Raw genomic sequence first — 25,385 nt, 5'->3', positions numbered from 1 at the left:
GCTTTTTCAGAGGTTCCTTAACCTGAGTCATCTAGTAATCTAGTGTAGAGTACACGATATTTAAGAATGGTCATAGAGTAAAAAATGGGAAGAAATATTGATGCTCCGAAACCACCCAAAACACTTTTAAGGCAGGTTGGGAGGGCGATTGCAGATTACAAGATGATCAGGGATGGTGACCGGATTATGCTGGGACTTTCCGGAGGAAAGGACTCGCTCTCTCTTCTCCATATTTTGCTTCATATGCAGCGCCATGCACCTATCAATTTTGATATAGCGGCAATGACAGTGGATCCGGAGATGGAGAGTTTTGATCCGGCAGTATTGGGCCCATATCTTGAGTCCATGGGGGTTGAGTGGTTATTGGTATCACAGCCAATCATGGAGCAGGCTGAGGGCCATATGAAGGGGGACTCATTCTGTTCCTGGTGTGCCAGAATGAAGCGTGGGGTGATGTATACCACGATGAGAAAGGAGGGCTACAATGTACTGGCTCTGGCGCAGCACCTGGATGATTTGGCTGAAAGTTTTCTGATGTCAGCTTTTCATGAAGGGCGACTAAATACAATGAAGGCACACTATACGGTTGCAGCGGATGATCTGCGAGTGATTCGGCCGCTGGTATATGCGCGGGAGAGACAGCTGCAGGACTTTGCAGACGAGGCCAGACTACCAATCGTGAATGAGAATTGTCCGGCCTGTTATACAAAACCAACCCAGAGGGCACATATGAAGAGGTTGCTGGCAGATGAAGAGGAGAGCAATCCAGGCCTTATGAAAACCCTGCTCTCAACAATGCGTCCATTAATGGCGAAAGATCACGCTTAGGGTAGCCTGCACATGGACGCAAGGTGGAATAGAGGGTTACTTTTTCCAGAATGCGGGAGAAAAGAGAACCAGGATACTGAAAATCTCCAGTCGCCCGATTAGCATGGAAAAACTGAGAATTCCTTTTGCACTGTCACTGATCTCCCCGTAGTGGGCTCCTACATCCCCAAGTCCAGGCCCAAGATTATTCATGCAGGCGGCCAGGGCAGAAAAGGCGGTAACCTGATCCAGTCCAGTTGCCATTAATAGAATAAGCATAATGCTGAAGCTGGCCACATAAAGAGAGAAGAACCCCCATACTGCGGTGATTACACTCTCTGGAATGGATTTATTTCCAATCTTGACAGGAATTTGTGCATTAGGGTGAATCAAACGGGCAATCTCCCGTATCCCTTGTCGAAAAAGCATCAGGAAGCGAATCACCTTCATGCCGCCTCCAGTTGAACCGGCACAACCACCTATAAAACTGGCAAAAATAAGCAGGAGCGGCAGAAAGCTTGGCCATACATGAAATTGTGTTGTGGTAAATCCTGTGGTCGTGCCAATTGAGACGGCCTGAAAAATACCGTGCCAGATAGCCTCACCGCTATCCTCAAAGATTCCGGAAGATACCAGGAAGAGAGATGTAATGGCTGCAACTGAGGCAAGTATTGTGATGTAGGTGCGGAACTCCGAATCCTGCAGATATGGTTTAATAGTAAAGCGACTCAAGGCAAGAAAGTGGAGTGAGAAGTTGATGCCTGAGAGCAGCATAAAGAGCAGTGCAATGCTCTCAATGAGTCTGCTATCAAACCACCCAATACTTGCATCATGAGTTGAAAATCCTCCAATGGCTACTGTCGAAAAGCTGTGGGCAATCGCATCAAAAGGGGTCATCCCGGCAAGCCAATAGGCAGTACCGCAGGCAATAGTCAGACCCAGATAGATAAACCAGAGTGCTTTGGCTGTTTGAGTAATACGGGGGGTAAGTTTGTTATCTTTGATGGGCCCCGGAGTCTCTGCACGATACAGCTGCATCCCACCAATCCCCAGCATTGGCAGAATGGCTACAGCCAGTACAATGATTCCCATGCCACCAAACCATTGGAGCTGTTGTCTATAGTAGAGAATTGAAGGGGGCAGAGAGTCAATATTGGTGATAACCGTTGCGCCAGTTGTGGTTAATCCGGAAAGTGATTCAAACAACGCATCCATGATGCTCATGTGTGGTGTTGTTCCCAGGGCAAAGGGGAGTGCTCCAGAGAGACCAAGCACAGCCCAGAACAGTACAACGACCAGAAAACCATCGCGTATACGCAACTCTTTTTTGATGCCGCGGACAGGGTTCCAAATCATAAAACCACTAACTACAGTAATCGTTAGCGCAAGAAGAAATGGAAAAAATGCACCATCCTGGTATAGCATTGAGACCACCATTGGAGGGATCATGCTTAGGCTGAATATCATCAGCAATAGCCCAAGAATTCTCTGGATAACCTGAGGTTGCATTACTAGTTCAGTACGCTAAAAAATTGATAGTTTTGAGGGCTTGAATAGTTTCTCGACCTCATGAATTCTGTTTTTATCAATCAGAAAAAGAATGACATGGTCTCCTGATCGAATAACCACATCATGATGCGCAATCAGCACCTCATCCCCTCTGACAATTGCACCAATAGAGGCTCCACGTGGTAGTTTAATATTCTCAATGGCACGATTGACAACTTTGGAGTCATCATGGGCAATAGCCTCAATGGCCTCTGCAGCACCACGACGTAGTGAATGGGCCACAACTACATCTCCTTGCCGAACACGCGCCAATAGAGAGCTTATGGTTGCCTGCTGTGGAGAGATTGCAATATCGATGATCTCACTCTCTACCAGGTTGGCGTATGCGGGGCGATTAATTAAGGTCATAACCTTGTGAGCTCCCAACCGTTTTGCCAGCATGGAGGAGAGTATATTGGCCTCATCATCACTGGTAACAGCAATAAAGACATCGACATCCTCAATGCCCTCCTCAAGCAACAGGTCTCTATCTGCTGCATCACCCAGCAAAACAATAGTGTCAGAAAGGTCCTCGGATAGGCGTTGAGCTTTTTCCGGGTTCTGCTCTATCACCTTTACATCGAGCTCGCTCTCAATAGCGCATGCCAGGCCGGTTCCAACATTTCCACCACCGGCGATCATTATTCTTTGATACGGGCGGTCCAGGCGACGCAACTCACCCATTACCTGTAGCGTGTTCTCCTGTGCCACAACAAAATGCACCTCATCATCAACCTCTATAACTGTATCTTTCTTGGGGAGAATGGGGCGTCCCTTGCGGAAGATTGCAACAAAACGCATATCAACGTCTGGCATATGTTCACGGACAGTTTGCAGTTCATGGCCAACCAGAGGGCCGCCATAATAGGCTCTTACTGTAACCAGTTGGACCTTGCCGTCAGCGAAATCAAGAACCTGGAGAGATCCAGGCAACTCTATCAGTTTTCTGATGTAGTCGGTAACCACCTGTTCAGGGCTGATAAGCATATCTACCGTGGCAGATTCATGCTGAAACAACTCGCTACGTTCAAGGTACTCGGGGGCACGAACCCTCGCAATTTTATTAGGGGTGTTAAAGAGAGTTGCTGCAACCTGACAGGCAACAATATTTACCTCGTCACTGTCGGTTACAGCAAGAATCATCTCGGCATTTTCAGCTCCAGCTTGAGCAAGTATCTTGGGGTAGGACGCATGCCCGGCAACTGTACGAATATCAAGCCTGTCCTGTAGCGCATGTAGCTGTTCAATATCGGTGTCCACCATCGTGACATCATTGGACTCCAGAGCAAGATTTTCTGCTACAGTTGTTCCAACTTGCCCAGCTCCCAGGATGATAATATTCATAGAGTCTTATTCATGGTAGTTTTTTGGGGTCGATCCCCAGTATTTTCATTTTTCTATAGAGATTTGTGCGCTCTACTCCGGCACGCTCCGCAGTCTGTGAGACATTCCCATTGGTTTCCAGCAGGTGATGAAGCAGGTAGTCATATTCAAAACGTTCACGAGCAGCCTTGAGAGGAAGGGCAAACTCTGTACGAGGTGATGACACATCTTTCTTTGTGGCCTGGAGTTGCAATGACAGCATGGGAGCAACCTCTTCCTGTCCAATCTCACCCTCACTACCCATAATTAATAACCGTTGTACCAGATTCTTGAGTTCCAGAACATTTCCGGGCCAGCGATACTGCCTGAGCAGGTTGAGTGCCGCCATTGAAAAATTGCGATATGTGAGCCCGTGTCGTTGACTAAAATAATCTACATAGTAGTTCAGTAGATCCATAATGTCCTCAGGACGTTCTCGTAGCGGTGGGATCTTCAGAGGAACACCGTTAAGGTTGAAATATAGATCCTCACGGAAGCTGCGAGCTGAAACCTCATCAGCCAGGGTTTTTTGGGTGGAGGCGATAATTCGCAGATTTGGCTTAATAGGTTCACTGCCACCGACACGAAGAAAACTGCCTGCCTCCAGAGCACCCATCAAACGAGCCTGTGTATTTGGGGCCATCTCATCGATGTCTTCCAGAAAAAGCGTGCCATGGTTAGCCTGTTCCAGGCGTCCATAATTGATCTGTTCACCGGCCTCACTACCAAAGAGCTCTATATCCGTATTTTCTGCAGCAATTGACCCCATTGGTACAACAATAAATGGACCATTTTTTTGAGGCCCATGTTCGTGCACATAACGGGCAAACAGTTTTTTTCCAGAGCCCGATTCACCACTAATCAATATGGGCATATTATGTTGTGCAATACGTTCAGCATCGTTTTTTACCTGTTGAATAGTCAGGCTTTTGCCGGTTGGTTCGGTAGCTGATGCTGAGGTTTGTCTCTGTAGGGAGATATTCTCCTGTTTTAGTCTTGATGCCTTTAGTGCATTGTTAATAGTCAGTAGCAGCTTTGCAAGAGAGAGTGGTTTTTCCAGAAAGTCGTAAGCACCCAGACGGGTTGCCTCTACTGCGGTCTCAACAGTGCCGTGGCCAGACATCATTACAATCGGGAGATCCTCGGCATCATCATCAGATCCCCACTCTTTTAGCAGAGTTATGCCGTCGACATCCGGCATCCATATATCCAGCAGAATCAGATCAGGACGACGATTGCGTCGGGCACTGCGTGCAGTGGAACCATCTTCTGCAGTCTCAACCTCAAAGCCTTCATCCTCCAGGATTTCACGAACAGTATTGCGAATTTCCGGTTCATCATCTACAACAAGGATATATGGCTTCATCCCTGTTCCCCGTCAGGTTGTAGATGTCTGTTTGCAGATTTATGATGTATAGGCAGGCTCAATTCAAAGCAACTTCCCAAGTCCGAGTCAAGAAGTTTGATCTGTCCGTTATGCTCTTCAACTATTCGTTTCACAATTGCCAATCCTAATCCTGTCCCTTTTGGTTTGGTAGTGGCATAAGGGTCAAAGATCTGTGATCTCATCGCCTCATCTATACCTCTTCCATTATCGCAAATTTTTATCTGCAGGGTTTTGGTCGTACCCTGGTCAGCCATTTTAGCAGTGACAGTTACATGAGCTGCTTTTTCCGTACCTGAAGATTCGAGCCCATTTTTAATCATATTATTAAGAATTTGGCGGAGTCGATCAGCATCTCCTTCAACATCCAGAAGCTCGCCCTCAATCTGTAATGTAATATGGTCCGGATACTGCGCACAGTAGAGATCCACAACACCATTCAACAAGGAAGAGGGGGAGACTGTTGTGATTTGTAATTTTGGTACACGCGCATAGTCGGAGAATGCCTGAACCATTTTTTTTAATGTGCTTACCTGTTGCACAATGGTGGTGGTGGCACGATCTAGTACAGCGCCATCCTCTTCGCCCATCTGCTTGAGGTATTTGTGTCGTAGTCGGTCTGCAGAGAGTTGGATGGGGGTAAGTGGATTCTTGATCTCATGAGCCAACCGTCTTGCAACCTCACTCCATGCGGCATTTTTTTGTGCCGAGACCAGGTCAGTTACATCGTCAAAAACAATTACAAACCCTCTTAACTGTTCATTTTCAATCAGGCAGCTACCGCGACAGAAGAGGCTACGTACTCCTCTTGATGTGGTTATCTCCAGCGACACACTCCACTCTTTTTCTCCGGCCTGGATATGATCTGTCAGGGCGTTTACCAGAGGAGAGACAAGCGGATAGTGCTGAGCAATAACTCCTATTGGAATGCCAGATGTATTGATGATTTTGCTGTCCAGAATTTGGCAGGCCGCACTATTGATGCGTTCCAGGCGACGTTGAGAATCCAGAACCAGAACACCCGATGAGAGATGAGAGAGAATCCCTTCAAGTCGCGCATTTTGATGCTCAATCAGCTGCTGGCTTCGGTACAAGCTTTTGTGGGTATGCTCAAGATTAAGCATCATGTCATTGAATGATTGAACCAGAAAACCAAGATCATCATGTGATACGTGAGAGATGGGCTTGTTGTATATTCCGGAGGCAACATCCTGAGTCCCTTTTGCCAGCTCACTAATTGGGGCAGTAAGTCGGCGGGTTGAATAGAAGGCAAACCAAAGTGCACTTAGCAGAGAGAGCAGAAGAATCATTATAAAGGCAATATTGTGAACAGTGCCTCGTTGCCTCTCCAGGTATAACCGTTTTTTGTTGCGCATAACGGCATCATTAATCTTCTCCTGACCACTCTCCAATTGCTTGGGGATAGTAAAGTAGGTAGAGAGAATACGGCTCTCTCCACCCTCTGAATAATAGTTATGAACAGGGATCACAAGATGGAGGATCTGCCCAAGATCTTCATGCCCCTGAACCTTGTGATAATCCAGCCCCTGTTTTATCTGGTTCACAATAAGTGGGTCAAGTGGTGTTGGAACCAGTCCTGGTTCAGATAGCAGGCTACTGATGCTTAGCTGATTTCCTGAAAAGTCATAGAGAGCGAACTCCATAGCCTTACTATCTTCCATGGCATCTTCAAGCAGAATATCTACCATGGATTGAGGCGTGTTGGAGATGGTACTGCCGAGCTGATAGAGATTTTCGATAATTCGTTTTTTGCGCTCATTCAGGGCGGTTTTGTAAAGTGCACGAGATCCATCCAGCGCATTCATGATCTCATGCTCGCCGCTATCCTGTTGTCGGAGAATCTGGGTTGTGAACAGAGAGATAATCAGGATGGGAATAAGAGCAAGAGAGACAAAGATACCGACAAAACGAAAGTGTAGTTTTGCCCCTGATTCACCAGCACTGAGTCTGCGAATCAGGCGGTATAGATTAAGTGATATGTTGGAAAAGAGTATTGTCAGTCCAATAGTGCTGGTAACGACAATATGGGGGAACAGGTCTCCAAGGGTGTCGGGATTATGTATAGCGACAGCCAGAAGCACAAAGGCAATACCTGTGGTAATCGTTCCGGTAACGGCAAGAGTAGTTGATATTGCGCGTCTAAATTTTCCTCTCTGCCGGCTGTCAGAAGGCAAGAGTTTATCCGGCTGTTTTTCAGAGAGTGGCCCAGACATTGATTGCAGGCTCATTATCTTTCAATCAGAATGGTATGCCATCCACTATCCAGCTTCCATTCTGGCCAGAGGTATGGGGTATAGACATATGGACGAATCATTCCGGGGAGTTTGGATGAGTCGATTGAAGAGCGTATTTTTACCTGATACTTACCCTTATCCGACAGCAGAGATTTATCGATAATCAGTGCGTCATGACGCATGGTCATTCTCTCAATGGCCTTTTCAATGGTGCCATAAGTGCCGTGGGAGTTGTTCTTGAGGCTGATCAGGTAATAGCGGCCGGAGAATCCATGATAGCTAAGAATAAAACGATGCTCTCCTTTTGTGACAGTATTGTTTTTACTCCAGAAAGGCGTGATTTCTTCAACCACATACTCTGCGACAAAAGTAATTGGAATTCCATTTTGCAGTGCATCAATGATCTCCTCTCCAAGCATGTAGGAGAACTCTGCGTTGACCATGTAATGGTCGGCAGTCTCACGAATCTCCGGATGAGTTATGACAATCTCCCCGTTGGCACTGAGACTTGTCCACAACAAGGCTATGGCAAGTAGCAGTGTGAAAGGTGAGAGTTTGTTATGCATAATGGTTGTTGGAGTGGTCAGGTGTCGGGCAGTTCTTGTTTAAGAAGCCGTGCATAATAGAAACCATCCACTCCATTATCACCAGAAAGCAGCTGCCATCCAGCTCCTGTAGATTGCCCCCAATCTGCCTCAATATTGTGCGGTGAAGCCTCTGGGTGGGCGCCCAGAAATTTCTGAACTTGCTCCTCATTCTCTTCCGGGAAGATTGAGCAGGTAGCATAGAGTAGTGTCCCCCCTTGTTTCAACATCCCCCAACAGGACTCAAGAATATCATATTGGGTAGCGGCTAGTGCAGGGATATCCTCTTTTCTGCGAAGCAACTTAATGTCAGGGTTGCGTCGAATAACCCCGGTAGCACTGCATGGAGCATCTACCAAAATACGGTCAAACAGTTTGCCATCCCACCACTCTTGGTTGGAGGCATCCCCTTGGGTAATTGTTGCAGTGATGCCGAGGCGCTCCATATTCTCCTCTATCCGCTTTAATCTGTCTGCCTCAATATCCAGAGCAACTATCTCCTCGATCTCTGGTGCCGTCTCTAGGATATGTGCAGTTTTTCCTCCTGGAGCCGCACATGCATCAAGGATTCTCTCGTTGGGTTGGGGTTCTAGCAGTATCGCTGCCTGTTGTGGGGCCTCATCCTGTACCGAGACATCACCAGACTCAAATCCAGGCAGTATCGATACAGAGACCCCCTTGTTTAGAGTAATTGTGGCCGGGCTGTGAACGCTTATTGCAGCCTCTATTCGTGATTCTGCCAGCTGCTCCATATATTGTTCACGTGATACCTTTTGCAGATTGACCCGTAACGTCATTGGAGGGCGTTGATTATTGTTGACGAGAATCTGTTCCCACTGATCAGGCCATGCATGCTGCAGATGTTTGATTATCCAGTCTGGGTGGTTGGTTTTTGCGGTAAGGTTTTGTTCAGTATTCTTAATTAGTTCGTTATGTTCTCGTTGAAAACGGCGCAGTACCGCATTTACCAAGCCCCGAGCCCACTCTTTTCTCAGATGACGAGTTGCATTTACAGTTTCAGAGAGGATGGCATGGGGTGGAGTTCGCATAAAATTGAGTTGATAAATTCCTCCCAGGATGAGGGCATATAGGTCCCCATCCTTCTTCTTGAAGGGACGCTTCAATAGTTTCCCCCCAATTGCCTCTAGCTGAAAAAAGTTGCGTAGCACCCCATAACTTATCTCTTGGGCCAGGGCACGGTCCGATGGTTCAAGGGATTGAGTGGCTTGAGGTAAGGTGGCAGAGAGGGAGCGATGCTGGAAAACAACACCGGCAACTGCCCTTGCCGCCGCTGCGCGCGGCCCCCATGAACTGCTCATGACACAAATTGCATGCCGGACTCTTTAAGCTGAGGCCGTGCATTGAGAAAGTCTGCAGTAGACATAGGGCGCTTTCCAGGTAGTTGTAGCTCCAGAATAGATAGAACGCCATCAGATGTGGCCACATTAATGCCATCTGTAGAGACTTTGGTTGTGGTCCCTGCAGGTGTATTACTCATCTTTTTGTTCTGATCTATAACTGCTCCACGCCAGATCCTGACAACTTTGCCATCCCATGTTGTCTGCGCTACAGGCCATGGATTGAAGGCGTTGATCTTGTGGAGAATTTCTTCTGCACTATCCTGCCAATTTATGTTCGCCTCATTTTTATTAAGCTTTTCGGCATAAGTTGCATCGGCCTCATGTTGTGGTTCTGGGGCCAGCAGTTGCTGTTCAATCTGCCGGATAGTATTCATCAGGGCATCAGCCCCCATTTTGGCCAGGCGATCATGGAGAAGTTGGGCGTTGTCAGTTGGCTGGATCGGGGTGGATAGTTTCATCAGCATGTCGCCCGTATCCAGTCCCTCATCCATCTGCATGATTGTTACTCCAGATTCACTATCCCCAGCAAGAATTGCACGCTGAATAGGGGCTGCGCCACGCCAGCGCGGGAGTAGTGATGCATGGATGTTGAGGCAACCAAAACGAGGCGCCTGTAGAGCCTCCGGAGGCAGAATCAGACCATAGGCAACAACAACCATTAGATCTGCCTGCAGAGCCACAAGTTTTTCCTGTTCATCACTGTCACGCAGTGTTGCGGGCTGAAAAACAGGGAGTCCAGCAATTACTGCCCGCTCTTTTACCGGGCTGGCTCTCAGTTTTCGTCCTCGGCCAGCTGGACGATCGGGCTGGGTATATACAGCAACCACCTCATGAGAGGATTCTAAAAGTGCATTCAGAGCAGAGACAGAAAAATCTGGGGTGCCGGCAAAGATAATTCTCATCACATGGTCTCTTTGCGCTGTTTTTCCATCTTTTTACGAATACGCTGCTGTTTCAGTCTGGATAGCTTATCTACAAATAGTTTTCCTTCCAGGTGCTCCAACTCATGTTGTATGCATACAGCTAGAACGCCTTCCGCCTCAATTTCCTGCTCATCACCTTCACGATCCAGTGCCTGCACGATCACTTTTTCAGCACGCACAACCGACTCATAAATGCCAGGTACAGAGAGACACCCCTCCTCATTGGCCTCTTTCCCCTCGGATCTTGTGATTACAGGGTTGATAAGACAAACCGGCTGGTTTTTCTCTTCGGATATATCGATAACCACAATGCTGTGTGGATTGTTGACCTGAACTGATGCAAGCCCGATGCCTGGGGCTGCATACATAGTCTCAAACATATCATCCACACACTGACGGATCTCATCAGTGACAGATTTTACGGTAGTGCTTTTTTTCCGTAATCGCGGGTCTGGATATTTCAGGATTTCTAACAACGCCATAATTTTTCGTTCATAATGGTAAAAATTGAGTGTAATGGTATCGCAAAGAGAGAGGTTAGTCCCAATCATGGAAGAGGTTACTGGAGTGTCTCATGGATAAAGTATCTGCATGGCTGACCCTCCATCATGCCCCATCAGTTGGTCCTGTTACCTTTCGTAAGGCTCTCGATTACTTTGGGTCACCAGAATCTGTATTGGAGAGTGGCCGCGCGCTATTAAGCAAATCTGGTATCTTCAAAAGAGAGGCTCTCGATTTCCTTGCACAAACGGAGTCAAAGAGGGCTCAGTTAATTGAAAAAGATCTGCGTTGGCTTGAGGGAGACGATGCACATATCCTGTTTTTGGGCAGTGAGGATTATCCTCAATTATTGATGGAAATCTCTGACCCACCATCACTATTGTTTGTGCGCGGCAACCCGGATGCACTGCTACTTCCACAGCTGGCAGTGGTTGGTAGTCGTAATCCGGATGTTGTAGGCAAGGAGATAGCACGAGATTTTGCAAGAAAGTTGGCGCGAGCAGGGTTAACCATAACCAGTGGAATGGCATTGGGGATTGATGCAGAGGCGCACAGGGGCGCGTTGGATGGCGGTAAGACAGTTGCGGTTACAGGCACTGGGCTGGACCGGGTCTATCCAGCAAGAAATCGTGATTTGGCACATGAAATAGTTCAGCAGGGTGCCATTGTTTCGGAATTTGCTATTGGTACGGAGCCGCGTCCGGAGAATTTTCCACGAAGAAATAGAATTATAAGTGGACTCTCTATTGGAACACTGGTTGTTCAGGCTGCCAGAAAGAGTGGGTCACTGATTACTGCACGAATGTCTATGGAGCAGGGACGAGAGGTTTTTGCCATTCCAGGATCAATTCACAACCCTCTGGCACGTGGCAGCCACCTGTTGATTCGTCAGGGTGCAAAGTTGGTGGAGACGACGGAAGATATTATTGAAGAGCTTGGAGGCATGTTGAATCTGCTGAGAGAACAACTTGTGGAGCACTCCTCTTCAGAAGGGGGCTCAACAAGAGAGGAGAGCGACCCTGAAGTAGAGCAGGTATTAAATGCAATCAGTTATGAGACGGTTCTGGTTGACCAAGTTGTCGAATTCTGTGGATTGACTACAGAGGTTGTCTCCTCGATCATAATGCGTCTTGAGATTAAGGGAGAGGTTGCCACAGCTCCGGGTGGGCGAGTGATGAGACTACAAAAGTAGGAAAATCATATACCTTTCAGGAAAATTTTGTATATGATGGCGCCCTTGAACAATAGCACCAACATTTGTGAGTCATATTTGTGAGTAAGAATCTCGTTATCGTAGAGTCTCCTGCGAAGGCAAAAACTATTGAAAAGTTCCTCGGTGAGGGCTTTACAGTGATGTCCAGCTACGGTCATATTCGTGACCTGGCAGGGAAGGGGATGTCTGTAGATATTGCTAATGGATTTGAGCCAAACTACGCTGTCAGTGAAGACAAAACCAAAATAATCAATGAGTTAAAACGTGCCTCAAAGAAGGCATCCATGGTCTGGCTGGCATCGGACGAGGATCGCGAAGGAGAGGCTATTGCCTGGCACCTGGAAGAGGTGTTGGGTCTTACTGAGAATAATAGTCAGCGCATTGTATTTCATGAGATTACCAAATCGGCAATTCTCGAGGCGATCAAGAACCCCAGGTGCATCAACCGTGATCTTGTTGATGGACAACAGGCCCGCCGCATTTTGGATCGCCTGGTTGGTTTTGAGCTCTCTCCGGTGCTTTGGAAAAAGATTCAGCCAGGACTCTCAGCTGGGCGTGTTCAGTCAGTTGCAGTACGCATTGTGGTGGAGCGTGAGCGGGAGATTGAGGTATTTATTCCGGTCTCATCATTCAGGATAACAGCACAGCTCTCAAACCAGCATAGTGAGCTGATAGAGGCACGACTACCAAAGGATCGTGAGGGTATTGAGGATGCAGAGGGTTTTCTGACAAGAGTCAAAGGCGCCACTTTTCAGATCAGCAAGATTGAGAAGAAGCCGGCAAAACGCTCTCCAAGAGCCCCCTTCACCACCTCAGCCCTGCAACAAGAGGCATCACAGAGGTTAGGTTTTTCAGTACGCCAGACCATGATGGTAGCGCAGCGTCTATACGAGGCTGGCAAGATTACATATATGAGGACAGACTCGGTCAATCTTTCCGAGATGGCTCATGAGCAGGCAGGCGAGGTTATCAAGAGCAGTTTTGGTCCCGATTATCTGCAGCGTCGTCAATATAAAACAAAATCTGCCAGTGCGCAGGAGGCGCATGAGGCAATTCGTCCAACTGATCTGGCGAAATCCGAGGTGAAAGGAGAAAAAAATGAGCGGCGCCTGTATGAGCTGATCTGGCAACGAACAGTTGCCTCACAGATGGCAGATGCAAGGCTGGAGCGTACAACAGCTACTATTGATATCTCTTCGGTTGATGAATCACTGGTAGCAAAAGGAGAAATTCTCGTCTTTGATGGGTTCCTGAAGGTCTATCAGGATCGTGGCAAGGAGGACGCTAAACGTCTACCAGATATAAGCGAGGGAGAGCTGCTGCAGCTTGGGGTAATGCGAGCACAGGAGTCATTTACCCGTCCCCCCGCCCGTTTTACCGAGGCAGGTCTGGTGAAAAAACTGGAAGAGCTGGGGATTGGTCGCCCCTCAACTTATGCTCCTACCATCTCAACCATCCAGAACCGTGGATACGTTACTCGTGGAGAGCGCGATGGTGTAGAGCGTACAGTTCGTATTCTGGCGCTGCATGTAGATGAAATTATTAATGAGGATCGGGTCGAGATGACCGGCTCAGATAAGGGGAGGCTGATTCCCCAGGATATTGCAGGGGTGGTTACTGACTTCCTGGTAAAACACTTTTCTGAGGTTGTGGACTACAACTTTACTGCTCGTGTTGAATCAGAGTTTGATGAGATTGCAGCTGGTGAATTGGGGTGGCGAGAGATGCTGGCTGAGTTTTATGAGCCATTCCATAAAGACATCGAAGGGGCTGCAGATATCTCAAGAGAGGAGGCCTCTCAGACCAGGCAGCTAGGAGTTGATCCAAAAACTGGACGTCCGGTCAGTGTAAAAATCGGTCGTTTTGGCACCTATGCACAGATTGGTACCAAGGATGATGAAGAGAAGCCGCTTTTTGCGGGGCTACGCCCTGATCAGCGCAAGGATAGCGTAACCCTTGAAGAGGTGCTTCCCCTGTTCGAGTTGCCGCGTCAGTTGGGCGTGACTCGCGATGGTGAAACGGTTATGGTAAATGCTGGTCGATTTGGCCCCTATGCAGGATTTGTTGACGAAGAGGTGCGTGACTATCTGTTGGAAAACGAGGTAAAGGGGATAGAGCTAGTTGCGCAGAATGTCTCGATTGAGCCGGAAGATCCGCATACCATTGAGCTTGAGCAGGTGCTCGACTTCATTACCAAAAAGAAAGAGTCTGATGCAGAAAAAGAGATCCGGCTGTTTGAGGGGTCTCCGGTTCAGGTGCTGAATGGTAGATGGGGTCCTTTTGTTACCAATGGTTTTAAAAATGTAAAACCACCAGCTGACAGAGAGCCAGAAACCCTTACCCTGAAAGAGTGTGAAGCGCTTCTGGATGCTAGTGACAAGGAGCGCAAGCGGCTGTCAAAACAGGTCTATGGAGGAGGCTTTACTCTACTGAGAGAGCCTGAGACATCTCCTCCTGATGCAACACTCAAGGTAAAAGAGGGCAAGCTTGACCAGGCATTGGCTATGGTTGAAGAGCTGGATAAACTTGGAAAATCAGTCCGCTTGATCTCTGCCAATGGTGCAGCCGCTATCAGAGTGGCAAACAAGCGCAAGGCAACAACCTCGGCCAGCAAGAAAAAGACGGCACCGAAGAAAAAAGCTGTAAAAAAGAGAGCAGTCAAGAAGAAGAGGGCAGCAAAAAAGAAGACAGCAAAGAAAAAAGCTGTCAAAAAAGTGTAATCGACAGGTAGAGAATGGTCTCAGCCAAGTCTGGAATTTAGAGAAGTATAGGAGCAAAAAATGTCTGAAAAATTTGTAGCCGTCTTGATGGGGTCCGATTCGGACCTGCCAACCATGCAGGCTTGTCTTGAGATCCTGAAAAAACTGGATGTTTCATACGAGGTAAAGATCACATCTGCGCATCGTACACCTGCAGTCACCCATGATTATGTTAAAGATGCAGACAAACGTGGGTGCGGGGTATTTATCGCGGCAGCCGGACTAGCCGCACATCTCGCAGGAGCGGTTGCAGCAGCCACCACCAAGCCGGTGATTGGGGTACCAATGAATGGGGCTCTGGAAGGGATGGATTCACTGTTATCAACAGTACAGATGCCTGGTGGAATACCTGTAGCAACTGTAGCTATTGGAAAGCATGGGGCAAAGAATTCAGCCTATCTTGCAGCGCAAATTCTGGCAACAGCAGATGATTCGCTTGCGACCCGTCTGGGTGAAGAGAGAGAGGCAGGCTCACGGGCAGTACAGGCAGCAGATGCAAAATTGCAGGAGCAACTTCAGGGGTAGTCCGTCAGATTTCCTGGCGTCAGACTGAAAAGGGGATAGATTTATTTTCCTGTAAGGGCATAAATAAATCGGTCCCCTTTTTGAGTATATGAGCACATCTATTAGATGTGCTGTATGAAGTTGGTGGGCCTACTTGGACTTGAACCAAGGACCAAGGGATTATGAGTCCCCTGCTCTAACCAACTGAGCTATAGGCCCGTAATAGTTTGAAAGCTATCCCTTGTCCAGGTAGCTTTCCAGTTTGTCCGAGCGAGATGGGTGACGTAGTTTACGTAGTGCCTTGGCCTCGATCTGACGGATACGTTCACGGGTTACGTCAAACTGTTTACCAACCTCTTCCAAAGTGTGGTCAGTATTCATGTCTATTCCAAAACGCATTCTCAGTACCTTTGCCTCGCGGGGTGTGAGCCCGGCCAGAACGTCCTGAACATCCTCTTCCATCCCTTCCGATGTAGCAGATTGGTCAGGCTGGATCACATTGGTATCCTCAATAAAATCACCTAGATTGGAGTCTTCATCATCACCGATTGGGGTCTCTGTAGAGATTGGCTCTTTGGCAATCTTGAGAACCTTGCGGATCTTGTCTTCCGGGATCTCCATCTTTTCTGACAGCTCCTCAGGAGTTGGTTCACGTCCCATCTCTTGAAGTAGCTGACGCTGGATTCGATTGAGTTTATTGATTGTCTCAATCATGTGTACCGGAATACGAATGGTACGTGCCTGATCTGCAATGGAGCGGGTGATAGCCTGGCGAATCCACCAGGTTGCATAGGTTGAGAACTTGAAGCCTCGACGATACTCGAACTTGTCAACGGCCTTCATCAGGCCGATATTGCCCTCCTGGATCAGGTCAAGGAACTGTAGTCCGCGGTTGGTATATTTTTTGGCAATTGAGATTACCAGGCGCAGATTGGCCTCAATCATCTCTTTTTTGGCACGACGTGCCTTGCCTTCACCAATCGACATCATTCGGTTGATCTCTTTCAAGCGGGTGATGGAGATACCGCACTCATCCTCAACCTTAAGCAGTTTTTTCTGGGCCCGGAGAATATCTCTAGAGAACCGTTTGAGTGGAGCAGAATGTTTCTTCTTGGCGGCAATCTGCTTGTCAAGCCACTCCAGATTAGTCTCATTTTTTGGAAAAGAGGTGATGAAATCCCTGCGAGGCATTCCGGCACGCTCAACCGCCAGATTCATGACGATGCGTTCGCTACCACGAACTTTTTCCATGGAGCTACGAATGTCGACAACCATACGCTCCAGCAGTTTGGGAACAAGTTTGCACTGCATGAACTGGTCAGCAATCTGGCTACGTAGTGCGTCGGTTCTTTCATGCTCCATGCCATTACGCTTCTCTGAGCGTTTTAGTTTTTTGGAGAGATCAGCAATAGTTTGCAGGCGCCCAGACATCATCTCTGGTGGTGGGCCAGTAAATCCCTCTTCTTCTTTTTTCTCTCCTGAGGTGTTGCTGCCAGGAATTACAGGTTTAGGTGGTTCCGGGCAGTAGTCGCATAGCCCAGTGATAACAGCCCCAAGCTCAATTTCACTCTTATTGATTCTATCGAGCTCTTTGAGAAGTTCGTCTACGGTATTTGGGTAGAGAGCCAGAGCATTCATCATCTGGCGCATTCCACCCTCAATACGCTTGGCGATTACAATTTCGCCCTCACGAGTCAGTAGTTCGACAGACCCCATCTCACGCATGTACATCCGTACAGGGTCAGTGGTGCGGCCTGCCTCATTCTCGGCAGAGAGCAGTACCGAGGCAGCCTCTGCGGCAGCCTCTTCATCAGTATCATCATTCGAGTTTCCGCCGTTACCGGTAATCAGCATATTTTCTGCATCAGGGGCCTTTTCAAGCACCTTGATACCCATAGAGTTGATTACGCTGATTACATTTTCAATCTCTTCACTGTCAGTGATTTTGTCCGGAAGAAGGTCGTTAATCTCGCCATAGGTCAGGTATCCTTGCTCCTTTCCTTTGGCAATCAGATTCTTGATTTCGTTTTCTTCGGTTTCTTTTTTCTTTGGTTCAGCCATGCTTGTCGCGACCACGTTGGTGAGGTTGTTATCCTGATATTAGCTGGAATGTCCGGAGACATTCGTGGCGTAATTTTATCTATTATTCAGCTCGAAACGAACCGCGCATTTTACACTAACTTAAAGGGTTTAGTCACCAACTAATAATCGGGGCTTAGTTGGCACTGAGAAGTTCTTGAAGTTCCTGTTTCTCTGTGGGGGATAGTGGCTCTTGAGCAGATTTTTTTAGCAGTTTATCTGTTCTCTGCCCTCGACGCAGTTCGTGCAAATTCTTTAGTGCACCTTTTAGTTCACTCTCTACACCATCATCAGGAATTGCCGGGTCCCACTGAGCCACCTTGTGGAGGATCTCCTCGTCCTCTCGGTCTCTCCACCTCTCCAGAAGCGCAGCTGATGATATATCCGGGTTTTTTTGTAATGTTTCCATGACCCGAGTAAGCAGACCTATTCCCGGGGTCTCTACACCTTTTATAGGGCTGGTTTCGGCAGCAATTTTAATCAGTCCTGGTTGGTGCAACAGGATGGATAGTGCGATGCGGACGGGAGATGGGGCCTGACCAGCCCTGGCAGGCTCTGTTGTCGGTTCTCGTGATGCAGGTTTTGCAGCATGGGAGTCAAGCAGGTGGCTGGCAACTGCATCTTCATCCATCTCTACCATACTGGAAAGTCTCTTGAACATCATTTCACGAAACATTCCGGCCGGCAGCCTTGAGAGCTTTGGGCGTGCAAGAGAGACTAGCCGTGCCCGCCCATCAATGGTGTCAGGATTGGCCTCCTCTTTAAGCTGTGAGAAGAATAGTTCAGATAGCGGAACAGCCTGGCTGATGCGCTGTTCAAATTGTTTGGTCCCCTCTTTACGAACCAGGGAGTCAGGGTCCTCGCCATCAGGAAGAAACATAAAATGAATCTCTCTGCCGTCACGCATCAAAGGTATGGCGGTATTCATCGCCTTGCGGGCGGCATCGCGACCAGCACGATCACCGTCAAAGCAGAAGAGCACCTGGGTAACTGTACGAAATAGTTGGTTAAGGTGGTCTGTGGTGGTCGCGGTTCCCAAGGTTGCTACGCTGTAGTGGATACCGAATTGGGCTAGTGCCACCACGTCCATATAACCTTCAACAACCAGGATATGTTTGAGATTGCGGACATTTTTGCGTGCCTGATACAGGCCGTAGAGCTCCTGTCCCTTGTGGAATAGTGGGCTCTCCGGAGAGTTCAGATATTTTGGTTTTTCGTCTCCCAGAACGCGGCCACCAAAGCCAATAATTCTGCCGCGACTGTCATGGATTGGAAAGATGATGCGGTTTCTGAAACGATCGTAATGGCCACCCTTATCTTTCTCGATTAACAGCCCGGTTCTTGTCATCTGTTGGGTTGTTATCTTGTCGTGGTCATCTGTCAGCGCGTCATGAATATTGCTCCATCCATCCGGGGCAAAACCCAGGCCGTAGCTGGCAGCAATCTCTCCACTAAGTCCACGCTGTTTTAGATATTGAATGGCTTTGTCGGCCTGAGGGTGATCCTTGAGCTGTTTTCTGTACCACTCGCCAGCCCTCTCCATAAGGTTGAAGAGGGGCGTTAGGTTCTCTCTAGGCTTCTCTCCGTCATCCTCACGAGGCACCTCAAGTCCTGCCTGGGAGGCAAGGTCTTCGATAGCCTCCGGGAATGGCATATTTTCGTACTCCATCAGGAATCCAACGGCGGTTCCGTGAGCGCCACAGCCAAAGCAGTGGTAGAACTGCTTGGTTGGGCTTACGGTAAAGGAGGGGGTCTTTTCGTGGTGAAATGGGCAGCAGGCCTGGAATTCACGCCCTTTTTTGACCAATGGAACGCGAGTATCAATTACATCGATAATATCGATACGTGATAGTAGTTCATCTATAAATGTAGAGGGGATTCTGCCAGCCATGCGGGGAGAATAACATAGTGGAGCCAGTTGAAAACCAACTGGTAATCTAGCTTAGTTGGGCCTTGATCTTGCCGCTGAGTTGGCCCATATCGGCACGCCCCTGCGCCTTTGGACGAATAATACCCATCACCTTGCCCATCTCTTTCATGGAGGATGCGCCCGTTTCAGCAATGGCCTGTTTTATCATCTCGTCAATTTCGCTATCACTCAGCTGCTCAGGCATAAATTCCTGAATAATGGTGATTTCTGCGGTCTCGATATCTGCCAGATCCTGGCGACCTGCAGATTCAAACTGGGAGAGGGCATCTCTGCGCTGCTTGACCATCTTGTCGAGCACAGTAAGAAGTCTCTCTTCATCTACCTCAATTCTCTCATCTACCTCAATCTGTTTTACAGTTGAGGTAATCAGTCTCAGGGTCTTGAGTCGATCCTTATCCCTGGAGCGCATCGCATCCTTGACACTTGAATTGATCTTGTCGAGAGTAGGCACGTTAGTTTTGTGGGTGGGGTGAGCAGCAGGTTAGCGCGAGAGTAGGCCGCGATTGCGACGCATGGTGCTACGCTCACGAGAGACACGCTTCTGGGTGCGTTTTACAGCAGCTGCAGATTTGCGTTTACGAACTTGCGTAGGTTTCTCATAGAACTCACGTTCACGAGCTTCTGCAACCGTGCCTGCCTTCTCGACAGCACGTTTGAAGCGGCGCAGTGCGTAATCAAAATTCTCGTTTTCCCTTACTCGTATACTTGGCATTCTGGCTATATCCTTGTTGACCCCGGTTGTATTTTGTCTCTGGGGTCGGGTTAAAAACTTGTCTCTACAGGGCTTAAAATAGGCACTGTTTTCAGAGAAGAGCCGCGCATTATACGGAGGTAGGACCAAAATCGCAATGTTTTGAGGGGCAATTTATCGCTGTAACAGCCTGGGTAGAGGCGTTTTTCTGCTGTTTTTGCCAATAAAGCTTGAATATTCAATAAAATTATAGTATAGTCAATAACAGGTTGGTTACGGTTTATAAAATTTTTGTTGAATTTTAGGAGATTTATCATGAAAAAGATTGCATTTTCGGTTATCACTGCTGCCGCTATAATGGCTTCAAGTGTTGCAAGTGCCGGTTGGTTTGGAAGTAATAACAATGGCTGGAACAATGGTTATGATGACAATGATTGGCCAGAGTGGACTCCAATGTACTGGATGGAAGAGATGATGGACGAGTGGGATAACGACGATGATGATGATTACTACCGTTATGGTGGTTATGGTTATGCCCCTCGCGGATATGCTCCTAGTCCTTACTATCCAGCTCCTGCTGTTGCACCACGTGCTCCAGCTCCAGCTGCACCTACTGCACAGTAAGTACAGTACGACAATAGGTTGTTTGTAAAGGCCGACCAGGTTTTCCTGGTCGGCTTTTTAATGTCTGGCCATATAGCCTAAGGAGTCTCTGAAAAAGCTTAACGGGATGGGGGTGTGGGGGAAGTGACTTAACCAGAGATTTCCTAATCTGATACCATTTAACAAGTATGAAGAGACTCTATCTAATAGTGGCTATGCTGTTGTTATATCACCCAGGAAGTTTTGGGGTCACTTCTGTGTTGAGTGATGAGGAGATCCGTCACTTGTTGATAACAGAATATCTCACTGGATTTCCAGGGAGTTGCCCATGTCCATACAGTGTAGAGATAAAAAAGAGGCGCTCATTTTGTGGCAATAAATGTAAAACCAGGCGCTGTGGGGGACGAAGTGTGTGGAGCTGGACACCACAAGGCACTGCAGGGCCACTCTGTTACGGGACCGATATAACGGATGAGATGGTTTTGCAGTTTCGTCGAAGAGGGTGGAGCCAGTAAATCGAAGAGATAAAAAAACCCCGAAAGCTGCAAGCTCCCGGGGTTTTTATTGGCTCTAATTTGCCTTAGTCAGCAAATGTATTTGAGGTGATATTCTCATACCAGCTCAATGCATAGTCGACCTCACGAGCACGGTTGGCAGCGTTACGCTTGTCACCGCTTGGAGTTAGGCCACCAGACATCTTCTGGATTTTGGAGCCATCCTCGCGCAGCTTGTAGATCGCTGCCACAGAGATTCCATCCTTTGGTTCAAAGGAGATAACGCTGTAACAGGTGTTAACGTATGCAGGCACACCTTGTGCATGGCCATTAATGGCAGAGACAACTGCGTCAGCACAGACCTTAGCCTCGGACGAGGCAGCATAGCCTGACTTCGGCATACCCTTGGCCTGACTTGCATCACCAATAACATGGATATTTGGACGGAGAGTTGATTCGAAGCTTTTCAAATCAACTGGAGCCCAGCCAGAGTCATCAACCAGACCGGCAGTGAATGCAAGAGCACCCGCCTTCTGGTCAGGAATGATGTTGATTACGTCACCCTTGAAATCCTCGATCTCTGCAGAGACAGTCATTCCTGCAGCATCAACCTCTTCAATGGCGCCACCCTCCGCATTCTTGACCCAGGTGATCAGTGAATCATCAGTTCCGTATCCGTAGTGGGTTTTCCACCCCTCCATAAAGAGGCCAAACTTGGAGAACTTGTCCTTTGGATCAAGAACAATAATCTTTGATTTTGGCTTGTGCTTCTTGAGGTAGCCAGCAATCAGGCTGGTGCGCTCATAAGGTCCAGGAGGGCAACGGAAAGGGTTGCGTGGAGCACCGATGACGACAGTACCGCCATCTTTCATCGCCTCAAGCTGGTTGCGTAGCAGTTGAGTCTGCTTGCCAGCCTTCCATGCATGAGTGATTGAGGTGTTGGCAACTTCTTCACTATGCCCTTCGGCAAACTTGAAGCTTACTCCTGGGGAGACTACACAGCGGTCAAACGGAAGTGTTTTTCCACCACGGGTCTTGACTGCGTTATCATCAATGCCGATTACGGTGTCGATAACAATGTTGATTCCCTCGGCAGCCAGTCCAGCATAACCGTGTGCAAGATAGTCCAGCTCACGGTGTCCGGTTACTACGAAGTTACTCATAAAACAGGTGTGGTAGGTTGCATTGGCTTCAACCAGAGTCACATCAATAGCAGGGTCTGCCTTCTTGATGTAGCGGGCTGCAGTTGCACCACCCATACCGCCACCGACTACAACAACACGTCCCTTGGCAGCAGATGCTGATGGAGTGTAGAAAGTGAAGCCTGCGGCAGCAGCTCCGACGGTACCACCGGAAACCTTTAGAAAGTCTCTGCGGTTGAATTGTTTTTTGTTACTCATTGTATGTTCTCCTCCTTAATTCTGGCTGCCGTAGTAGGTGATGATTGCATCCAGACCGGCCTGCCCCTCTGCCGCGACAAGTTGATCCATCTTCTTCTTCATCTTGCGACTAATTGCACGATCACCGCTGGCAAAGTCCTGAAGCGTGTAGTGAAGGTATGGAGTCCACTGTCCAGCAAGAATTCCAGAGTCGTCAGATGCATCAGATCCACCGTCATGGTGACACTTCTCACAGTACTTGCTATGTAGCTTTTCACCCATGGCAACAGTAGCTGCATCGGCACTCTGGGAAGCACCCACATATCCGATCTCTGCGAAGTAGGCAGACATCGCCTCGATTTCTCCGTCAGTATAGCCCTTGGCTACACGCCCCATAATGGTTGACTTGGTGTCACCATCACGGAACTCCTCCATTGCCTCTATCAGGTAATCCTCAGACATTCCGGCAATTGTTGGTGTAGCAGGACCGTTACTGTTGCCGTCTGTACCGTGGCAGCCTTCACAGGTGCTGGCAAGCATGGTACCGGAGGCACCAGATATTACCTTTGGTTTAGGCTTTGGTTTGGCTGGTGCTTTAGCGGCAGCTTTAGCCGGTGCGGCAGCAGCTTTCTCCTCTGCGGGTGGTTGTGTGGCACAGCCAGCTACAAGAGCAGCAGCAAGAGCCGAGATTGCAAACGTTTTTAGTTGCATTGATTGATCCTCCCTCATTTGATGATCATTTTGTTGTAATTCAATCTCACTAACTTCTTACCATGTGGTGATCAGTTAGCCATAAACTGTTCGCAAAACAAATTCGAACGAATCGCTATTCTCCATAATAAAAGATGTTGATGCAACAATTGATTTCAACAATAAGAGTATTAATAGACATTAATATTCAGCTGGTTACAGGGTAATTTTTGAGTTCTTGATTTGTTAATGGGTTTCTGCAAACACTCAATGGAAGGGGGGGTTAGGAGAAGGGATGGGTGTTTTGTAATATCCCCAATCTTATTGTAGTCTTGTGGTCTTAAAAACAGGGAATTTCCTTGTGGTCTGGAAGGGAGCGGGAATTGTGAAGCAAGTTGTGTTGACAGTAAAACTAATCATAACCATCGGGGCGACCTCACTGCTATTGGTGGGATGTCAGAATGCAACCCTGAATGAGATTACCAAACGAACCTCATCAGTAGCCCAGGAGGTTGCTGGTAACAAGCAGCGAGTGGGTGCTGTGCCTACAAATCTGGAGATAACACAGGGCAGCTCATCGACAGAGATGATCGTAACCTGGAGGGATGGAGGAATTCCGGGGAGTATCTACCGTATCGACCGTTCCAGTGATGGCGGAAGGTCGTGGCAACTGCGCTCCAGAGTGGCATCAGGAGTAGAGACTTACAGGGACAAGCTGCCCAAGGGTGGGGGCCGTTTCCTTTACAGGATAAGAGTTGAGAAAGGTAGCCTCCAGGATGTTGAGATTGTAGAGAGAGGGGCTGTGCAGCTGACACACCAACAGCAGCTTGCGGAGGAGCGGGAGATCAAAGAGGCTCAAAAGAGAGAAGAGGAGGAGAGAGCCAGACAGATAGCGGCAGCAGAACTTGAGGAGAAACGTCTGCAGGCTGAAAAAGATGCCAGGGAGGAGGCTGAGAGATTGGCTGCCGAAGAGGCTGAGAAGGCACGTCTTGCTACAGAGAAAGCAGCCAGAGAGGAAGCCGAGAGAGCAGCTGAACTAAAGGCGAAACAGCAGGCAGAGCTGCAAGCCAGGGAAGAGAAGAGAAAGAAGCTTGAGAAGAGAAAAAAGGCTGAGGCTGCAATTCTTGATCGGGCAGAAAAAGATTTGGAGAAGGGGGATGTTTCTGCTGTCGAGAAGAGCTTGAAGGAGTACAGAGAGAAAAAGGGTAAATCAGCAGATAAGGTTAAGAGATATAGCAAACTAAAGCAGAAAGTTGTGTCCATGAAGCAGGTTCTGGATGATCTGGAGCAGGTCAAGGTTGCAGAGCAGTACATGAAACAGGGGACATCCTCCAATGCAGTAAAAAGCAAAAAGAAAAAGTCACGTGGCAAAAGCTCTCTGCTTGGCAAAAGTGCAGAGGGGTGGGTTGTGCAGGTGGCAACATACCCTGAGTCAAAGAAGAGAGATGCCTACAGCATGTTGAGTACAGTAAAAAAATCGGGATTTAAGAGTGTTTTCCTCAAGAGACAGGAGCTGGCTGGTAGAGTGCTTTATCGAATTCGTTTAGGAGCCTATGGGAATAAAGAGGAGGCTGTTGAGTTGCAAGAAAAGATAAATGGAAAAATGGCTGACAAGGGGGTAGCGAGCCGAGTCATCATGCAGAAGAAGTAGCTCTGTTTAGAAGCTCTTGCACCTCCAGGGCGCTGGCAGGAAGTGTTGCCCCATCTTTTTCTGCGGACAATATTATCTCTGTAGCATGTTCCAGGAGTGACCGAATCTGTTTCTGATCCAGGAATGCAAGCACATCCTCAACCATTGATGGTTCCGCGGAGAGTATGGTTGCCGGTAATTCGTGATTTGATATAGGGCTCTCGTCTCTCATCATGGCTGCGATGATCGGGTTCTGCAGGGCATGATGGTGAATTTTTCTGGCGGACTGTTCCTGTTTTAACTGCTCAAGAAATGTATTGTCTGTTCCGGCATGCCTCATCAGTGTCTGTTCAAATAGAGTGATAAGGCGGGAGAGGGCCTGTCTCTCTTTTGGGAGGGGAGCACCCAGCACCATACAGTCTGTGTAGCACTTATCCAGTTCTGGAAGAAGTTCAAGCAGTAGCTCGGTGTCTGCACGTTCAGGAAGTTTCGAAACCTTCTCCACCACCTTTTTAAATTGATGCAGAAACTGTTTTTGTTCGCTTTTGTCGAGTTCACGCGCCCCCACAACCTGATGTTGTACTACCTGTTGAGACTCTTTGGAGAATAGCGGATTGTTCCATCTGCGCTGTAACTGCTGTTCCCATGCGCCAGGGGCTTTGCTGAAATTTGGTGGCAGGTTCATGAT

The 25,385-nt window shown here is 48.2% G+C and carries 21 protein-coding genes and 1 tRNA gene; 6 read left to right on the top strand and 16 right to left on the bottom strand.

Going from position 1 to position 25,385, the window contains the following annotated elements; genetic code table 11:
* The first annotated feature begins 84 nt into the window (after positions 1–84).
* Positions 85–828 carry a tRNA 2-thiocytidine biosynthesis protein TtcA gene (locus H8D24_04905; GenBank protein MBC8519731.1) on the top strand — a complete coding sequence of 248 codons (744 nt, stop codon included), beginning with the start codon at positions 85–87 and terminating at the stop codon, positions 826–828.
* Positions 829–864: 36 nt separating this feature from the next.
* Here H8D24_04905 and H8D24_04900 read toward each other — a convergent pair whose 3' ends face one another.
* Genes H8D24_04900 through H8D24_04865 form a run of 8 tightly spaced genes read right to left on the bottom strand, consistent with a single transcriptional unit; the run spans position 865 to position 10,706 of the window.
* Complete coding sequence (locus tag H8D24_04900) at positions 865–2,316, bottom strand: potassium transporter (protein ID MBC8519730.1); 1,452 nt, start codon at positions 2,314–2,316, stop codon at positions 865–867.
* A gap of 15 nt (positions 2,317–2,331) precedes the next feature.
* Positions 2,332–3,699: a Trk system potassium transporter TrkA gene (trkA, locus tag H8D24_04895; GenBank protein MBC8519729.1), complete on the bottom strand. Its 1,368-nt coding sequence runs from the start codon at positions 3,697–3,699 to the stop codon at positions 2,332–2,334.
* 10 nt (positions 3,700–3,709) lie between these two features.
* Positions 3,710–5,083, bottom strand: coding sequence for a sigma-54-dependent Fis family transcriptional regulator (locus tag H8D24_04890; GenBank protein ID MBC8519728.1), 1,374 nt, complete (start codon positions 5,081–5,083; stop codon positions 3,710–3,712).
* On the bottom strand, positions 5,080–7,350 hold the full coding sequence (locus H8D24_04885; protein MBC8519727.1) for a HAMP domain-containing protein: 2,271 nt from the start codon (positions 7,348–7,350) through the stop codon (positions 5,080–5,082). The genes H8D24_04890 and H8D24_04885 overlap by 4 nt, the downstream gene beginning before the upstream one ends.
* A complete protein-coding gene (locus H8D24_04880) occupies positions 7,350–7,922 on the bottom strand; it encodes a DUF4390 domain-containing protein (GenBank protein MBC8519726.1) in 573 nt (190 codons plus the stop codon). Before H8D24_04880 ends, H8D24_04885 begins: the two co-directional genes overlap by 1 nt.
* Positions 7,923–7,939: 17 nt before the next feature.
* Positions 7,940–9,259: a 16S rRNA (cytosine(967)-C(5))-methyltransferase RsmB gene (rsmB, locus tag H8D24_04875; protein MBC8519725.1), complete on the bottom strand. Its 1,320-nt coding sequence runs from the start codon at positions 9,257–9,259 to the stop codon at positions 7,940–7,942.
* A complete protein-coding gene (fmt, locus tag H8D24_04870; GenBank protein ID MBC8519724.1) occupies positions 9,256–10,203 on the bottom strand; it encodes a methionyl-tRNA formyltransferase in 948 nt (315 codons plus the stop codon). Before fmt ends, rsmB begins: the two co-directional genes overlap by 4 nt.
* Entirely contained in the window at positions 10,203–10,706 is a 504-nt protein-coding gene (locus H8D24_04865) for a peptide deformylase (protein MBC8519723.1), read from the bottom strand. Before H8D24_04865 ends, fmt begins: the two co-directional genes overlap by 1 nt.
* 92 nt (positions 10,707–10,798) lie before the next feature.
* On the opposite strand from H8D24_04865, the gene dprA reads away from it, so the two are divergent.
* The 3 genes from dprA (at position 10,799) to purE (ending at position 15,222) form a co-directional block, all read left to right on the top strand.
* Positions 10,799–11,917 carry a DNA-protecting protein DprA gene (gene dprA / locus H8D24_04860; GenBank protein ID MBC8519722.1) on the top strand — a complete coding sequence of 373 codons (1,119 nt, stop codon included), beginning with the start codon at positions 10,799–10,801 and terminating at the stop codon, positions 11,915–11,917.
* An 80-nt stretch (positions 11,918–11,997) separates the two neighbouring features.
* On the top strand, positions 11,998–14,658 hold the full coding sequence (gene topA, locus H8D24_04855; GenBank protein MBC8519721.1) for a type I DNA topoisomerase: 2,661 nt from the start codon (positions 11,998–12,000) through the stop codon (positions 14,656–14,658).
* A 60-nt stretch (positions 14,659–14,718) separates the two neighbouring features.
* Complete coding sequence (purE, locus tag H8D24_04850; protein ID MBC8519720.1) at positions 14,719–15,222, top strand: 5-(carboxyamino)imidazole ribonucleotide mutase; 504 nt, start codon at positions 14,719–14,721, stop codon at positions 15,220–15,222.
* 121 nt (positions 15,223–15,343) lie between these two features.
* Here the strand turns inward: purE and H8D24_04845 are convergent.
* The 5 genes from H8D24_04845 to rpsU all read right to left on the bottom strand — a co-directional run bounded on the left by H8D24_04845 (position 15,344) and on the right by rpsU (position 19,922).
* Positions 15,344–15,420, bottom strand: a tRNA-Ile gene (locus H8D24_04845).
* Positions 15,421–15,435: 15 nt separating this feature from the next.
* On the bottom strand, positions 15,436–17,262 hold the full coding sequence (rpoD, locus tag H8D24_04840) for an RNA polymerase sigma factor RpoD (protein MBC8519719.1): 1,827 nt from the start codon (positions 17,260–17,262) through the stop codon (positions 15,436–15,438).
* Between the two features lie 154 nt (positions 17,263–17,416).
* On the bottom strand, positions 17,417–19,171 hold the full coding sequence (locus H8D24_04835; GenBank protein ID MBC8519718.1) for a DNA primase: 1,755 nt from the start codon (positions 19,169–19,171) through the stop codon (positions 17,417–17,419).
* Positions 19,172–19,217: 46 nt separating this feature from the next.
* Positions 19,218–19,661, bottom strand: coding sequence for a GatB/YqeY domain-containing protein (locus H8D24_04830; protein MBC8519717.1), 444 nt, complete (start codon positions 19,659–19,661; stop codon positions 19,218–19,220).
* Positions 19,662–19,691: 30 nt separating this feature from the next.
* Positions 19,692–19,922, bottom strand: a complete 231-nt coding sequence (gene rpsU / locus H8D24_04825; GenBank protein ID MBC8519716.1) for a 30S ribosomal protein S21 — start codon at positions 19,920–19,922, stop codon at positions 19,692–19,694.
* Positions 19,923–20,216: 294 nt separating this feature from the next.
* Here rpsU and H8D24_04820 point away from each other — a divergent pair, with 294 nt between their 5' ends.
* A complete protein-coding gene (locus tag H8D24_04820; protein MBC8519715.1) occupies positions 20,217–20,525 on the top strand; it encodes a hypothetical protein in 309 nt (102 codons plus the stop codon).
* Between the two features lie 559 nt (positions 20,526–21,084).
* On the opposite strand, the gene H8D24_04815 is transcribed toward H8D24_04820, so the two are convergent.
* Both H8D24_04815 and H8D24_04810 read right to left on the bottom strand, forming a co-directional pair.
* Entirely contained in the window at positions 21,085–22,398 is a 1,314-nt protein-coding gene (locus H8D24_04815) for an FAD-dependent oxidoreductase (GenBank protein MBC8519714.1), read from the bottom strand.
* A 15-nt stretch (positions 22,399–22,413) separates the two neighbouring features.
* Positions 22,414–22,938 carry a c-type cytochrome gene (locus H8D24_04810; GenBank protein MBC8519713.1) on the bottom strand — a complete coding sequence of 175 codons (525 nt, stop codon included), beginning with the start codon at positions 22,936–22,938 and terminating at the stop codon, positions 22,414–22,416.
* A gap of 490 nt (positions 22,939–23,428) precedes the next feature.
* Here H8D24_04810 and H8D24_04805 point away from each other — a divergent pair, with 490 nt between their 5' ends.
* Entirely contained in the window at positions 23,429–24,718 is a 1,290-nt protein-coding gene (locus H8D24_04805) for an SPOR domain-containing protein (protein ID MBC8519712.1), read from the top strand.
* Here the strand turns inward: H8D24_04805 and H8D24_04800 are convergent.
* A complete protein-coding gene (locus tag H8D24_04800; GenBank protein MBC8519711.1) occupies positions 24,702–25,382 on the bottom strand; it encodes a hypothetical protein in 681 nt (226 codons plus the stop codon). The two genes, H8D24_04805 and H8D24_04800, sit on opposite strands and share 17 nt — an antisense overlap.
* Positions 25,383–25,385 lie beyond the last annotated feature (3 nt).

Source organism: Candidatus Thiopontia autotrophica (assembly GCA_014384675.1).
Lineage (GTDB): Bacteria > Pseudomonadota > Gammaproteobacteria.
The sequence above is the reverse complement of the archived record's forward strand: the minus strand, read 5'-3'. Positions and strand labels throughout refer to the sequence as shown.

What these genes read in the sequence shown, in the direction of transcription:
- H8D24_04905 (MBC8519731.1), top strand. Translation starts at nt 85, where the DNA reads ATGGGAAGAAATATTGATGCTCCGAAACCACCCAAAACACTTTTAAGG.
- H8D24_04900 (MBC8519730.1), bottom strand. Translation starts at nt 2,316, where the DNA reads ATGCAACCTCAGGTTATCCAGAGAATTCTTGGGCTATTGCTGATGATA.
- trkA (MBC8519729.1), bottom strand. Translation starts at nt 3,699, where the DNA reads ATGAATATTATCATCCTGGGAGCTGGGCAAGTTGGAACAACTGTAGCA.
- H8D24_04890 (MBC8519728.1), bottom strand. Translation starts at nt 5,083, where the DNA reads ATGAAGCCATATATCCTTGTTGTAGATGATGAACCGGAAATTCGCAAT.
- H8D24_04885 (MBC8519727.1), bottom strand. Translation starts at nt 7,350, where the DNA reads ATGAGCCTGCAATCAATGTCTGGGCCACTCTCTGAAAAACAGCCGGAT.
- H8D24_04880 (MBC8519726.1), bottom strand. Translation starts at nt 7,922, where the DNA reads ATGCATAACAAACTCTCACCTTTCACACTGCTACTTGCCATAGCCTTG.
- rsmB (MBC8519725.1), bottom strand. Translation starts at nt 9,259, where the DNA reads ATGAGCAGTTCATGGGGGCCGCGCGCAGCGGCGGCAAGGGCAGTTGCC.
- fmt (MBC8519724.1), bottom strand. Translation starts at nt 10,203, where the DNA reads ATGAGAATTATCTTTGCCGGCACCCCAGATTTTTCTGTCTCTGCTCTG.
- H8D24_04865 (MBC8519723.1), bottom strand. Translation starts at nt 10,706, where the DNA reads ATGGCGTTGTTAGAAATCCTGAAATATCCAGACCCGCGATTACGGAAA.
- dprA (MBC8519722.1), top strand. Translation starts at nt 10,799, where the DNA reads ATGGATAAAGTATCTGCATGGCTGACCCTCCATCATGCCCCATCAGTT.
- purE (MBC8519720.1), top strand. Translation starts at nt 14,719, where the DNA reads ATGTCTGAAAAATTTGTAGCCGTCTTGATGGGGTCCGATTCGGACCTG.
- rpoD (MBC8519719.1), bottom strand. Translation starts at nt 17,262, where the DNA reads ATGGCTGAACCAAAGAAAAAAGAAACCGAAGAAAACGAAATCAAGAAT.
- H8D24_04835 (MBC8519718.1), bottom strand. Translation starts at nt 19,171, where the DNA reads ATGGCTGGCAGAATCCCCTCTACATTTATAGATGAACTACTATCACGT.
- rpsU (MBC8519716.1), bottom strand. Translation starts at nt 19,922, where the DNA reads ATGCCAAGTATACGAGTAAGGGAAAACGAGAATTTTGATTACGCACTG.
- H8D24_04820 (MBC8519715.1), top strand. Translation starts at nt 20,217, where the DNA reads ATGAAAAAGATTGCATTTTCGGTTATCACTGCTGCCGCTATAATGGCT.
- H8D24_04815 (MBC8519714.1), bottom strand. Translation starts at nt 22,398, where the DNA reads ATGAGTAACAAAAAACAATTCAACCGCAGAGACTTTCTAAAGGTTTCC.
- H8D24_04800 (MBC8519711.1), bottom strand. Translation starts at nt 25,382, where the DNA reads ATGAACCTGCCACCAAATTTCAGCAAAGCCCCTGGCGCATGGGAACAG.